The sequence below is a fragment of the Terrisporobacter othiniensis genome (genome assembly GCF_000808015.1).
GTDB classification, from domain to species: domain Bacteria; phylum Bacillota; class Clostridia; order Peptostreptococcales; family Peptostreptococcaceae; genus Terrisporobacter; species Terrisporobacter muris.
The window spans coordinates 1-13717 of the sequence record NZ_JWHR01000031.1 but is presented as its reverse complement, the minus strand read 5'-3'; the positions used below and the strand labels follow the sequence as shown (position 1 = coordinate 13717).

The 13717-nt window shown below is 28.9% G+C and carries 16 protein-coding genes; 4 read left to right on the top strand and 12 right to left on the bottom strand.

The window, feature by feature from the left end:
- Window positions 1-69 precede the first annotated feature (69 nt).
- The 4 genes from QX51_RS02390 to QX51_RS02375 all read right to left on the bottom strand — a co-directional run bounded on the left by QX51_RS02390 (window position 70) and on the right by QX51_RS02375 (window position 4306).
- Entirely contained in the window at window positions 70-744 is a 675-nt protein-coding gene (locus QX51_RS02390; RefSeq protein WP_039678315.1) for a PHP domain-containing protein, read from the bottom strand.
- Between the two features lie 85 nt (window positions 745-829).
- Window positions 830-2074, bottom strand: a complete 1245-nt coding sequence (locus QX51_RS02385; RefSeq protein ID WP_039678314.1) for a DEAD/DEAH box helicase — start codon at window positions 2072-2074, stop codon at window positions 830-832.
- Between the two features lie 198 nt (window positions 2075-2272).
- Window positions 2273-3022 (bottom strand): hypothetical protein, encoded by a 750-nt coding sequence (locus tag QX51_RS02380; protein WP_039678313.1) that lies wholly within the window; start codon window positions 3020-3022, stop codon window positions 2273-2275.
- A gap of 60 nt (window positions 3023-3082) precedes the next feature.
- Window positions 3083-4306, bottom strand: coding sequence for a deoxyguanosinetriphosphate triphosphohydrolase family protein (locus tag QX51_RS02375; protein ID WP_039678312.1), 1224 nt, complete (start codon window positions 4304-4306; stop codon window positions 3083-3085).
- A 310-nt stretch (window positions 4307-4616) separates the two neighbouring features.
- Between QX51_RS02375 and QX51_RS21405 the strand changes: the two genes are divergently transcribed.
- A complete protein-coding gene (locus QX51_RS21405) occupies window positions 4617-4934 on the top strand; it encodes a zinc-binding metallopeptidase family protein (RefSeq protein WP_052232839.1) in 318 nt (105 codons plus the stop codon).
- A complete protein-coding gene (locus QX51_RS21650; protein WP_334291536.1) occupies window positions 4931-5119 on the top strand; it encodes a hypothetical protein in 189 nt (62 codons plus the stop codon). The genes QX51_RS21405 and QX51_RS21650 overlap by 4 nt, the downstream gene beginning before the upstream one ends.
- Here the strand turns inward: QX51_RS21650 and QX51_RS21395 are convergent.
- Together QX51_RS21395 and QX51_RS02365 are read right to left on the bottom strand one after the other, a co-directional pair.
- Window positions 5112-5237, bottom strand: a complete 126-nt coding sequence (locus QX51_RS21395) for a hypothetical protein (RefSeq protein ID WP_278246188.1) — start codon at window positions 5235-5237, stop codon at window positions 5112-5114. The genes QX51_RS21650 and QX51_RS21395 overlap by 8 nt on opposite strands.
- Window positions 5238-5303: 66 nt before the next feature.
- A complete protein-coding gene (locus QX51_RS02365) occupies window positions 5304-5570 on the bottom strand; it encodes a hypothetical protein (protein ID WP_039678311.1) in 267 nt (88 codons plus the stop codon).
- A gap of 178 nt (window positions 5571-5748) precedes the next feature.
- Between QX51_RS02365 and QX51_RS02360 the strand changes: the two genes are divergently transcribed.
- Window positions 5749-6777, top strand: coding sequence for a BMP family lipoprotein (locus tag QX51_RS02360; RefSeq protein WP_039678310.1), 1029 nt, complete (start codon window positions 5749-5751; stop codon window positions 6775-6777).
- Between the two features lie 463 nt (window positions 6778-7240).
- On the opposite strand, the gene QX51_RS20280 is transcribed toward QX51_RS02360, so the two are convergent.
- The 6 genes from QX51_RS20280 to QX51_RS02335 all read right to left on the bottom strand — a co-directional run bounded on the left by QX51_RS20280 (window position 7241) and on the right by QX51_RS02335 (window position 13185).
- Window positions 7241-7504, bottom strand: a complete 264-nt coding sequence (locus QX51_RS20280; RefSeq protein WP_141660773.1) for a hypothetical protein — start codon at window positions 7502-7504, stop codon at window positions 7241-7243.
- A gap of 113 nt (window positions 7505-7617) precedes the next feature.
- Window positions 7618-7797, bottom strand: coding sequence for a helix-turn-helix domain-containing protein (locus tag QX51_RS02355; RefSeq protein ID WP_039678309.1), 180 nt, complete (start codon window positions 7795-7797; stop codon window positions 7618-7620).
- A 225-nt stretch (window positions 7798-8022) separates the two neighbouring features.
- On the bottom strand, window positions 8023-9486 hold the full coding sequence (locus tag QX51_RS02350; protein ID WP_039678308.1) for an aminoacyl-histidine dipeptidase: 1464 nt from the start codon (window positions 9484-9486) through the stop codon (window positions 8023-8025).
- A gap of 164 nt (window positions 9487-9650) precedes the next feature.
- Complete coding sequence (locus QX51_RS02345) at window positions 9651-11066, bottom strand: YfcC family protein (protein WP_039678307.1); 1416 nt, start codon at window positions 11064-11066, stop codon at window positions 9651-9653.
- A 219-nt stretch (window positions 11067-11285) separates the two neighbouring features.
- Window positions 11286-12662 carry an MATE family efflux transporter gene (locus tag QX51_RS02340; RefSeq protein ID WP_039678306.1) on the bottom strand — a complete coding sequence of 459 codons (1377 nt, stop codon included), beginning with the start codon at window positions 12660-12662 and terminating at the stop codon, window positions 11286-11288.
- 79 nt (window positions 12663-12741) lie between these two features.
- Window positions 12742-13185: a MarR family winged helix-turn-helix transcriptional regulator gene (locus tag QX51_RS02335; protein WP_039678305.1), complete on the bottom strand. Its 444-nt coding sequence runs from the start codon at window positions 13183-13185 to the stop codon at window positions 12742-12744.
- Window positions 13186-13351: 166 nt separating this feature from the next.
- On the opposite strand from QX51_RS02335, the gene QX51_RS02330 reads away from it, so the two are divergent.
- The gene (locus QX51_RS02330) at window positions 13352-13540 is read left to right on the top strand and encodes a hypothetical protein (protein ID WP_039678304.1); all 189 of its coding nucleotides are present in this window, start codon (window positions 13352-13354) and stop codon (window positions 13538-13540) included.
- The last annotated feature ends 177 nt before the right edge of the window (window positions 13541-13717 follow it).

Genomic DNA, 13717 nt, shown 5'->3' with positions numbered 1-13717 from the left:
AATTTCACTACTTAATTTATAATCTTAAAAATTTATTTTCTTAATTTTGTATTGATCAATACAAATTTTTTAATCCATTCCTATAATTTGAAATTCTTTATTTCTTAATATGTTAAGTAACTGTTCATCTGATGTAATTTTATTCTTTGTACAAATACCTGTTCTACATAAATCTTCCTTTTGGTGTACATCACTCCCACCTGTAGCTATAAGTCTTGGATTTTCTTCATAAACAACTTTTGTCAAATCATTATTATTGTTGTGTCTTGGGTTTTGGTTATTTACCTCAATACCATGTAAATAATTTATGTCCTCTAATTTACTGCCTTTTTGTCTATGAGGGTGAGCTTGGATAATGATTGCTTTATCTTTGAATTTATTATAAAAATCTTTTAGGCCCATCTCTATCATCCATTCATTTTCTAGATAATCTTCTTTTTCAAATCCAAATACTAAAAAGTCATTTGTATCATTGTTAAAACTAATTTCCATCCCTAGGCCTATGTAAAAATCTTTATCCTTACAATATTCTATACCTCTATCATAGCTATAAAAGAATTCCTTTGTTTTTTCTTTCCAATCTTCTCTTCTACACTTTCTGAAGTAACCTTTTCTCAAATGGTCTGTAAGGACTAATCCCGAGTAACCTTCTTCTATGTATTTGTCTATTATTTCTTCTATACTTAAGCGCCCGCAAGGACTGATTTCTTTTGTGTGTATATGTAAATCGTATTTAAATTTCATCTGTCTTCCCCTTATCTTATAACTTTACTATTATATTATATAAAAAATACCTAAGTTGAAAACTAATAACTTAGGTATTTTTTATTTATTTTTTATTAGTAACTCTAACATTGTTTTTATTTCTATTTCTATTGTTGCTTCTCTTTGGTCTATTATCATTTTTATTAACCTTATTATTTCTTGATTCTTTAGGATCATTTGCACTATTTACATATGCATGATCATTTACAACTTCAATTTTCTTATTTATTAATTTTTCTATTGAATTATAAAGATTTCTTTCTTCTATAGAACAAAAGGCTATGGCTGTTCCACTCTTCCCTGCTCTTCCTGTACGTCCAATTCTATGAACATAAGTCTCAGCAACTTCTGGCAAGTCAAAGTTAATTACATGAGATAATTCATCTATATCTATACCTCTTGCTGCTATATCTGTTGCCACTAGTACTCTTGTTTTCTTCTCTTTAAAATTGTTTAAAGCAAGCTGTCTTGCATTTTGCGACTTATTTCCATGAATAGCTTCAGCAGTAATTGATGCATTCACAAGATCTTTTGTTATCTTATTTGCTCCATGTTTTGTTCTAGAAAATACAAGAACAGATTCCATAGATTTATCTTTTAATAAATCGATTAATAAAGATTTCTTTTTTCTACTACTTACAAAATAAATACTTTGCTTTATAGTTTCTGTTGTAGATGACACTGGTGCAACTTCCACTTTAACAGGATTGTTAAATATTGAATCAGCAAGCTTTAATATTTCCTTTGGCATTGTAGCTGAGAAGAAAATATTTTGACGAACTTTTGGCAGGTATTTTATGATTCTTTTCACATCATGAATCATTCCCATATCTAGCATACTATCAGCTTCATCTAAAACAAAATACTTAACATTATCTAGATTGATGAATTTTTGATTATATAAATCAATCATTCTACCTGGTGTGGCTATTAATACATCTACACCTTTCTTCAATGCCTCTGTTTGAGGATTTTGTGAAACTCCACCAAATATTACTAAACTCTTTATATTTGTATGTTTTGAATAAGTCTTAAAGTTCTCACCTATTTGTATGGCAAGTTCTCTAGTAGGTGCCAGTATTATAGCTTTTATATTCTTTTTACTTTTTCCCTCATTATATATATTTTGTAATATAGGAATAGCAAAAGATGCTGTTTTACCAGTTCCTGTTTGTGCACATCCTAGTAAATCCCTACCTTCCAATAAATGTGGAATTGATTTTTCTTGTATAGGAGTTGGACTTTTATATCCCTCCTCTTCTAGTGCCCTTTGTATGGGCTCTATTATATCTAAATCTTTAAATAACATGATGTCTCCTTCAATTATTGCTTTTATATTAATTTAATTATCTCACTAAAAAATAAACACTTCTCATTTGTGCTTCATACACAACCTAAGAAGTGTTAGTCTTCTATATTATCATACTTTTTTATAAATATCTATTTTTATTAAAATAAAATCATTAAATCTTCTTGTCTATTTTTAATTTCATTTATAAAAAATAAATTATCCTCTATCATCTTTTAAGAGTGCTTCTAATTCATCTTTTACATACTTAATTTTTATATTACTTAAATCAATATTTTCACCTAATATTAATGGCGATTCTTGTTTAAATAAATACTTACCACGATTAGAAGTTCTTTCTATTTTCTCAAATTTTGTAGTTGTACTTATTTTATCTCCAACAATCTCTTCTTTTTTCACTAAAAACTTACTTTCTTTATCAAAATAAAGATTTAAGTTTCTACTAATATATTTTATTACCGAAGTATCTGAAGTCTTTTCTTCTCTAAAAAAAGTGCCTTTACCCTGTTCTAAAGTACTTAATATATCATCTTCAAATTGAGAATAGTTTTCAAAATTCTTTTCATTTTCTTTAGCTATACTCTCATCCAATTTGGTCATTACCCCTTCGAATTCCTGATCATCTTCTCCTATAGATAGGTATTTACTTCCCTTATCATAAAATATCATTCTATTAACTAATTCATTATTTTCATATGTATCCATTTGTTCTAAGCCATTTTCTCTATCAACATATGTATCTATAGTATATCCATCTGATTGAATCTCAGTAATATGTTCAATATAGTTATTACCTATATCTGCTTGCTTTTTAGCTTCTTCAAATACTTCCAATTGTTCTTTTCTAGTCACATTTCTCAGTTTTTCAGTTGTTTCGTTATATACTACAGAACCTGAAAGCAAAATTCCCACAATTAATATACAACTTCCTATAATTTTTTTCTTCATTTATTGCATTCCCCTTATATTATTTTTCTACTATATTTATTTTACTATTTTTTTACAATACTAAAAAGATATTAATTCATTAAAACACTTAATAGCATAAGCATCTGTCATACAAGAAATATAGTCAACAATGGCTTCCTTATAAACATTTTCATTGTTTAAAGTGCCATAAATCTTTTCATTATTAAGACTACTCTTCAAATCCTTACTATCAAAAATACTCTCATCACAGTATTTTATTATCCATCCTTTAAAATCACTTATAACAAACCTATACTTCTTATCTATATTAGCTTGTAAATTATTAATGGTATTTTCTTTGTCATAGTACTTAAATAGTTCTTCAAATATACTGTTAATTACTAGGTTTGCATATTTTTTATAGTAACTAAACTTCTTATTATCATATATTTTTTCATAATTGAATTTTTTTATAGAGTCAATGAAATTCTGTTTTTCATGAGAAAAGCAAATCCCATTTTCAATAGAGCTGTTTTCAATAAGATCACCCATTAGTTCGTGCATTATTACTGAAGTGTTTACTGTTTTTTGACCGTACTTAAGCCCTAGTTCGTACACATCTTTTAAATCGTCACGACTAATTATTTTTAGAAGAAGTGCGTCTTCTATATCTCTGCCCAGGTATGCTATTTTGTCTGAAATTTTCACAACACAACCTTCCCAAGTATAAGGCTGTACTTGACCAGGATTTGTTATGGTATTCAAATCTATATATTCTTTTCTTGGAAAAATCCCATTTTCATCCACCTCACCACAATGACATATAATCCCATCTCTCACTGCATAAGTAAGATTCAAATTACTCATATTTCCCTTATTATCTTGCAATAATTCCAACTTATCAACTACCCTCAGGCCATTTTTTTCATGCCAAAAAGAATAATCTAGATTGTCTTTTAATATTTTTTTAATTACATTTTCACCTTCATGTCCAAAGGGTGCATGGCCTAAATCATGACCTGTGGCTATTGCTCTTGTTAGTTCATAATTTAACCCAAGTGATTTAGCTATGATATAACTAACAGACTCCACATGTGATACATGCTCCATCCTAGTACAAATATGGTCGTTTTGTGTGTTAAAAAATACTTGCGTCTTATGTTTTAATCTTCTATATGCTAAGCTGTGCAAAATTCTAGTATAATCTCTTTCAAACTCAGTTCTCATATCATTATTTCTAGTGTATAACTCATTTTGCCTAAAAGTTGCTTTTTGGCAATTGCTATCTTCATTCATTGCCACATGAGAAAATTTCTTGTACATAATCACCCTCCACATATAATTCAAATATAAGCTATATATTAAGAATATTATAGCACTATTTCCCTATATATCTTACATTTCCTCCCAACTGATTAGCATAAAATTCGCTTTGCTCATGTCACCATCCTCTCTTTATTAATCAAAAACAATTCCCTTGTATTAATAGTTTTTTAAATAATTATAAAAAACATTAAATCTAATAATTAAAGTAGCAAATCTAATAATTTATATAAACATAATAAATTAAATAAAGCTTCAAAAATTTTTATGATATAATATGCTTATCAAATACAAGGGGAGAATTATTGATATGAAATTTGATTTGAACAGCACGATTTTTGTAATGAGAAAATATCTAGATATACCAAGTCCAACAGGGTATACAGATATTGCTGTTTTGGAGTGTAAGAAAGACTTTGAAAAATTAGGCTTAGAATGCAATCTTACAAAAAAGGGATGCTTAATAGCAACTCTTCAAGGTGAAGATGATGAAAATCAAGTGACAGTCTCAGCTCATATGGATACCTTAGGTGCCATGGTTAAAGAAATAACTTCTGATGGAAAACGAAAATATCACAAGATTGGTGGTGGTTGCTGTGATCTATTGAATCTTAAAACTGTACTATAATCACTAGAAAGAATGGTGAAATAAGAGGTACTGTTGTTTTTAAATATTCATCTACTCATACATATGGACAAGCTCTAGCTACCAATGAAAGAAATAATGATACTATGATGATTAGACTTGATGAAAAAGTTAACTCTAAAGAAGATGTACTTAATTTAGGAATAAACGTAGGTGACTTCATATAAATTCTATCCTACTTAATTGTGGTATATTAAAGATAAATATCTCTAGCCTCGATCTATTTATGGCATTTATCATATATACAAATGAAACTCCTGATATGGATTTTATTATTGTTCCCATTATTATCCGACATAAAAATTGTAAAAATATAACTCCATAAATTAGTGTTATCATAGTAATTAATTTTTATATAAATATGATAAATTTATTTTCTGGTAACATAAATAAGGTATATATTGGTTTAGTTTTATTAAAAAAATCTTTGTACCAAATTACCAGTCCATAATATAAACACCAAATTAATGCTCCTATTAAAAATGTAAAAGATAACATATATATCATCTGTATCAAATCAGCGAATCTGATTATTTCTCTTCCTGACTTTTCCTTAAATACTGATATTCCTATTTTATAACCTAATATTGACTCTGCCTCTAAAATATTTAAATACATAAAAAGAAAATATTCCTACATTGCAAAAAAACAATAAAACATTTACCAACTATACACTTGGTATAAAGTTTAAAACATTCGTAATATTATTTATATTTTTTAAAATAAATATTGTATTTTTCGTATATATACTATAAAATGTAAAAAACACATTTTTTTTGGAGGGCAATAAGACAACATGAGATTTAAGAAATTATTATCACTAGGAATTATTTTATCAATGACATCTTCAGTATTAGTAGGATGTTCTTCAAACAAAGATAACTCTAAATCATCAGGTGAATCTTTAAAAATAACTTTAGTTGCAGACGTTGGTGGTATCAACGATGAATCATTCAACCAAAGTGCTTGGGAAGGTTTACAAAGAGCTAAAGATGAATTAGGTGTAGATGTAAACGTACTAGAATCTAAGCAAAGTTCAGATTATGTACCAAATGTGGAAACAGCAGTAGACAATGACTCAGACTTAGTAATAGGTGTTGGCTTCCAAATGAATACAGCCATAGAAAATGCTGCAAAGAGCTATCCAGAAACTAACTTTGCAATAATAGATGCTTCTTTTGAGAATCAACCAGAAAATGTATCTTCTTTAATGTTTAATGCACAAGAAGCTTCATATTTAACTGGAATAATAGCGGCTAAGAAAAGTGAAACTAATAAAGTAGGATTTATAGGTGGTACAAAAGAAGCTGTAATAGAAACTTTTGAATATGGATTTATGGCAGGAGCAAAAGCTGTGGACAGTAATATTGAAGTTTTAAGACAATATGCTGATACATACACAGATGCATCAAAAGCAAAATCAATTGCTAACTTAATGCACTCAAAAGATGTAGACGTAATATTTACAGCAGCGGGAAGTGCTGGTTTAGGACCAATAGAAGCTGCTAAAGAAAACAATAAAATGGCTGTTGGAGTTGATAAAGACCAAAATTCTCTAGCTCCAGAAAATGTAATAACTTCTGCAATTAAAAGAGTTGACGTGGCTGTTTTCAACACTGTAAAAGATTTACTAGAAGGGAACTTCAAAGGTGGTCAAGTTAATGTATTTGGCTTAAAAGAAGATGGTGTTGGTATATCTGAAACTACTTCAAAAAATGTAGATAAGGAAATATTAGCTCTTGTAGAAGAACATGCACAAAAAATAAAAAATGGAGAAATAAAAGTTCCATCAAATAAAAAAGATTACGAGGAATTTCTAAAGTAGATTAATCTACTTAATATTATGTTATTACCCTAGAAATAGGTTAATATAAATTTTGTAATACTTATTTGCCAAAAAATGACACCTATCTTGAGGTGTCATTTTTATTGCTTAAAATCTTATTATAGTAACTTATTTTATAACTATTGCAATTCTATTTTATTGATTTTTTATATTTATCAAAATTATCAACTTTTATGACTTTTATTTATTTAAATTATCTATCTCCTCCGTGGTATTATAGTTTCAGAAGCTGTTTAAATAATTCATAGTTAATATATTTTGTTACAATAGTTTTTTCATAACTTTTATAGAGCCCATGAGGCTCAGAGTGTAGACTTTGTCTGCACTCTTTTTTTATTACTATATATAAAATACACATAAGAAAAAGGCTGTATCAAAAGAGTTTTTAATACTCTACAATACAGCTTCTTTTTATTTTACTTAAATAATTTCATATTATATTTTAATTTCTATTATTTTTTAGTATTTTTATATATCCCAGCAAATCTAAAAATCTACTAACAACCTCTTCCCTGTTCATTGTTACATTCTCTTTGTCACTATTCCATATTTTCTCAAAGAACCTTTTAAATATATTATCTAATCTAAAATCCTTTATTATCATATACCTATTCTTATCACTTATCTCCTCCTCACAGTTCACAGTTATAAAACTAAGGCTTTTTGATATAAATACAGATGGGTTTGCCATATTTTTTAAAATCATCTACCAATGTATCTGTTATTAACTTAAATTCTATATCTTTATTTTCATAAAATATTTTTACCATGTATTCTATATTCCTTTGAATTTGCTCCAAGGTTAAATTTACTTTAATATTAAAGAAGCTTAACACGCCCGTTGATTTTTATATTCTTAAAAGTAGGAAACATAGTCCCACTTATCCATTTACTCAAATAAGAAACGTCATACCCCAGTTCTCTTGCTAATGAGTAATTTTTTTCACCTAAAAAGTATATTAATTTTTCTATTGTTTTGCCAAATTCCATTTCTGTCATTATACTCTAACTCCTTTTTACAAATACACTTTGTATTGAGGTATAATATCATATGTCATTTTATAAAACATTGAATTAGCAATTTTATCAATTAGTTCAATTGATATTAATTTTATCAACTTTTTTTATTTTTTCTCAACACACTAATTTAATTTTTTTATAATACAAAGACTATGGTTAAAAACCATAGCCCTTTTATAATTTCTATATCTAGTTTTTCATCCCTTACTTGATATTCTTTAAAATTGCCACTAAGTAATCCCATGTTCTATTTGTAGAGCTAATACTTAAGTGTTCATTAGGAGTATGAACATCAAATAAGTCTGGACCTATGGAAATAGCTTCTGCACCTTTAATAGCATCAATTAGCAATCCGCACTCTAAGCCCGCATGAAGAGCTACTATCTCCGGCTTTTTACCAGTTAGTTCTTCATAAGTGTCTACACAAATCTTTTCTAACTCAGAATTTTTCGCATATTCCCATTCAGGATAATCATCTTCTAAAAATAAATTAATACCTAAAAACTTGCTAAGTAATTCCATTCTATTATTCAAATCTTCTTTTAAACTTTTCACAGAACTTCTAGTTGCAAACTCAAACTTAATCTCATTGTCATTTGTAACTACAACTCCTAAGTTAGTAGAACTTTCTACTAAACCTTCTATATCTGCGCTCATAGTTTGAATCCCTCTAGGCATTAAGTTTAAAACACCAACTATCTTCTCTTTAACATCATCACATAAGGCTTTATTGTAAGTTTCTTCAGATTTCGTACATTCTAAATTAACTCCTGGATCTGAAGTCTTATATTCATTTTTAAATATACCTAAAATATTAGATATTTCTTTTTGTAAAATCTCTTCATTTTTATTATCTACAAGAATTACACATTCTGCTTCACGAGGTATTGCATTATTTTTAAGTCCACCATGGATAGAAACTAAATCATAATCAATCTTTCCATCTTTACAAAGATGATTTAAAACTCTACCCATTAGTACATTAGAATTACCTCTCTTTTTATCAATTTCCATTCCTGAATGTCCACCTTGAAGACCTTTTATACTTATATTATAAGCAGTTTTGGATGAGGTAATTTCTTTGTATTCTTTACTTATAGTGACTACTGCTGTAACACCACCAGCACAACTTACAGTTATTTTTCCTTCTTCTTCTGAATCCACATTTATTATATATTTTCCCTTAAATAAACTTCCATCTAATTCCATTGCACCTATCATACTAACTTCTTCATTTACTGTGTAAACTACTTCAAGTGGTGGATGAGGTATATCATCACATGCTAGTAGTGCAAGCCCCATAGCAACTGCTATACCATTATCAGCTCCTAAAGTTGTTCCTGTAGCATATAAATAATCACCATCTACTCTTAGTTTTATTTCATCTTTAGTAAAATCATGAACTGTGTCTTTATTTTTTTCACAAACCATATCCATATGACCTTGAAGTATTACTCCTGGACTATTTTCATATCCGCTAGTTCCTGGCTTTTTAATTATTACATTTAAAGTTTCATCTTGAATAACTTCTAGTCCCAGTCTTTTGGCTTCACTTACCAAATAATCACTTATTGCTTTTTCATTACCAGAGCATCTAGGTATCTTAGATATCTCCGAAAAATATTTAAAAACTAATTGTAGTTTTGGATTTTCTATATTTACTGTCATTTATCTTCTCCTTCAAAGTAAGTTTTAAGCAATGTATATATCTGACGCGATAGCAAAGCGAAATGCTTCTCAATTTTGGCGTCATGAGTTCATCACGAATTTTAAGCAACGTATTTACCTGCAGCAGCGCAAAGGCACACGTTGGCGCATGAACTTAACTAATTTTATACAAACATCATGGCAATGCATAGTATAATTGCACATGCTACAAAGATAGCTAATAAAACTTTAGTTACAAATTTTACCCATGATGAGTAATCCACTTTTGCTATAGCAAGTGTTCCCATTATAACTCCGCTTGTTGGTGTAACTAAGTTTATAAGACCACTACCAGCACTAAATATGGATATTATAACTTCTGGTGGAAATCCTAAGCTAACTGCTAAAGGCCCAAATATTGGCATTGATAAACCTGCTAAACCTGATGTGGAAGGTATGAAAAATGATAATGCCATATAAATTAAGAAAGCAACTATTGTGAATATTATAGGTGACATTCCAACTAATACTGATGATGCAGAAGAAAGTACATATGCATCTAGTCCAGTAGTACTCATAATAACTGATATACCTTTTGAAACTCCTATAACTAGTGCAACTCCAACCATTTCTGCAGCACCATCTAAGAAGGCATTTACAATTTCAACTTCTTTCATTCTATAAACTAGACCTATAACTACTGCCATAATTACAAACCACATTCCTAAGTCTGAGAACCACCAGTTTCCCAAAGAGTTCCCTGTTAAAAATCCTGTACCTTTAAACAAATTAATTCCAAATTGTTCCCATGGAATTATACCTAATACCATAACTATAAATGTAAAGGCAAATAGTGATAAAACTACTTTTCTTTTTCCTGTGAATTCTATTACTTCTTCTTCTCCACTTTTATTTCCTATAAAAGCTTCATTTGCTTGTCTTATTTCTGAATCTGAAAGCAATGTTTTAGATTTATCAGCATGAACTTTTTTAGCATAATTCATAACAAAAAATATGGATATAAGCAGTGATATTAACCATAGTGCCACACCTGTACCAATTACTATTACTTGATTAGCTGCTATATCTACTCCTTTTAGTGCTCCTATACTTACTGAAACTAAAAATGGATTAACTGTAGAACCTAAAACTCCACATCCAGCTCCAAGAATAATTGATGCTACAGATACTAAAGGGTCAAATCCTGCTATTATCATAGTAGTTGTAACTAATGCTGTAAAAGCTATTGTTTCTTCAGCCATACCAAAACTAGTTCCACCAAGGGAAAATATAAACATTAAAACAGGTATTAAAATTAATTCTTTTCCCTTTAACTTGGCAACTACATTTCCAATTCCTGCATCTAGTGCTCCTGTTTTTGTAGTTACTCCTAAAAAACCTCCTATTAATAAAACAAATATGGCTATATCAATGGCCTCTTGTAATCCAGTTATTGGAGCCATAACAAAGTCTGCCAAACTTGCTTTCTTAACTCCAGGTATGAAATATGTTGCAATTGCTATAATAGCCGTTATAGCTAATAATACCGTATAAGCTGTTGGCAACTTAAATGATCTTTTCTTTTTTTCATTTGTGCTCATTTTACATTTCTCCTTTAATGACTTTTGCTATTTATATTAAATTTGCCATTAAAAGAGATTTTATGTAACAGTAAATAAAAAATTTGCTTTGCTCATGTCGCCAACGAGATGCCTTCATTACCACTTTAAACCACTGTGTGGGCGATATGAAATTTCAGGCAACGCTGTTGCTCCTTCAAGCAAAGCAGTTGAAATTTATACTTTATTTATTTTTAATATTTATATATTTTCCAATACAGCAACATTCGAAGACATACTTTCTTTATTTAATTTTTTTGATAAAATTATAAAGTAAATTACACATAATATAATTTGTACAAAAGTAGACATAGGTGTAGCTAAACCTACTTTAAATAAAGATACTGGTAATATTTTACTCATAAGATATGATACTGGTATTCTCACACAAAAAGCACCAACTATTCCTTGTATCATTACAAAAGTTGTCTTTCCACATCCGTTGAAATAGCCCACCATAGAGAACATTATTGCAGTTAAAAGACAGTCGATTCCATAAGCTTTCATATATTCCCATGCTGCTAAAACTACATCCTTATCCTTAGAGAACATTCCTGCAAGTAAATTACCATGGAAGAAGGTGATATAAAACATTACAACTCCACAACATAAGGAAGCTAAAATAGAGTAAATAAGAACCTTTTTAGCTCTATGGTATTTTCTAGCTCCATAGTTTTGTGCAACAAATGCAGATACAGCTTGAGAGAAAGATGATGGTATAAGCATTATAAATCCAACAAGTTTTTCTGCAACACCAATACCTGCCGATGGAATCACTCCCATAGAATTACCTATAATCATAATTACAAGGAAAGACAAATGCACAAGTCCATCTTGCAAAGCTATTGGAGCTCCATATTTAATTATATTTGATGTTAAGCTTTTATGAAACTTTATACTTTGTTTAGAAAATTCAAAAGGAAGCCCACGTTTTCTAATAATTATTAAAGATAATACAACACTGACTCCTTGAGCCATGATTGTAGCCAGGGCAGCACCAGCGGCAGCCATTTTAAATACTCCAACAAATATTAAATCTCCTATAATATTTGTAACACAGGCAATTCCCACTGTTATAAGGGGAGTTTTTGAGTCACCAAGACCTCTAAACACACCTCCTATAATATTATAAGCAACTATAAAAACTGCACCTGCTGCACAAATTCTTATGTATGCTACAGTTCCATCGAATGCTTCTTTTGGAGCATGCATAAAGTTTGAAATAGGTGAGGCAAAGCTAACAACTAAAACAGTAATAATAATAGCCATAACAGCAAATATACAAATACCAGTTCCAACAACATTTCCAGCTTCTTTTGACTTTCCTTCTCCCAGCTTTTGACCAATTAATATGGTAAGACCCATAGTCAAACCAGTAATCATAACAGTTATAGTCATCATTACCTGACTACCTGTTGAAACAGCAGACACATCAGCTGCATGACCAAATTGTCCTACTATAAGTAAATCTACTGCACCATACATAGTTTGTAAAAATAATGCAAGTAATATTGGTATTGCAAATTTTAATAAAGGTAAGAATATTTTCCCTTCTGTAAAATTAGATACTTTTGACATATTCAATTCTCCTCAATTTATTTATGTTTTGTACAAAACAATATTTGTGTAAATATAACCCTTTGCAAATCCTAAAGGGTCATTCTAAATTGTTTCTTATTTTATCAAGTACTATTTGAAATACTTTTATTTCTTCTGGTGTTATATTTTGACATAACTTATTTTCTATAGAATCTATTGCTTTAGAAATTTCCTCATAAAGCTTTCTAGACTTATCCGTTAAGATTATTTGTTTTAGACGTGCATCTTCTGATACAGCCATCCTTTTTATCAGATTATTTTTTTCCATGTTATTTAACATTAAACTAATAGATGAACGTTTCAAATCAAACTCTTTTTCCAAGTCTTTTTGGAATATTTCTTGATTTTCACCTTTCATAATAATAAAGTCTATAACATAAGCTTGTGATACAGTTAAATTATCATCAATGGCGCTAATTACAGCACTATCCATTTTCCTTGAAACTATATGATTAATTTTGCTAATATGAAGACCTAACTTAAGCTTATTTTTGTTTATCAAGAAATCACCTCCACATAATCTTGTTTTGTACTAAACTATATTAACTTCTATTTCTATTTATGTCAATATTAATATAGTATATTATAAAAGACTGTGTTATGTTTAAAATAAATAATTAAGGTGTATATAAAAAACATAAAAAATTTAATTTTGGAGGTATAGGCTCATGATAAAATTTTGTTCAATGTGCTGTGGATTAACTATAGATGACTTAAGAGAAATGATGATTGGTGGTAAAATTGAAGATGACTGTATTGGCGAATGTGGTAGTGAGTTTACTGCTTATGTTGCTGATGATCTAATAACTGCATCATCTAAAAAAGACTTTATAAAACAAGTTAAAGACAGTGAATAAAAATACTCTCATTTTAAATTATGTAAAAAGTAATTTATATTTATCATTTTAATATACTATTTCTTAAATTCATATTGACTTATATTCTATAATTTTCTATTATAGATATATAAAAATTCAAATGAAAAAGAGGATTAATATGAAAAATTTTTATATGAAATATAAAAATATAATAGG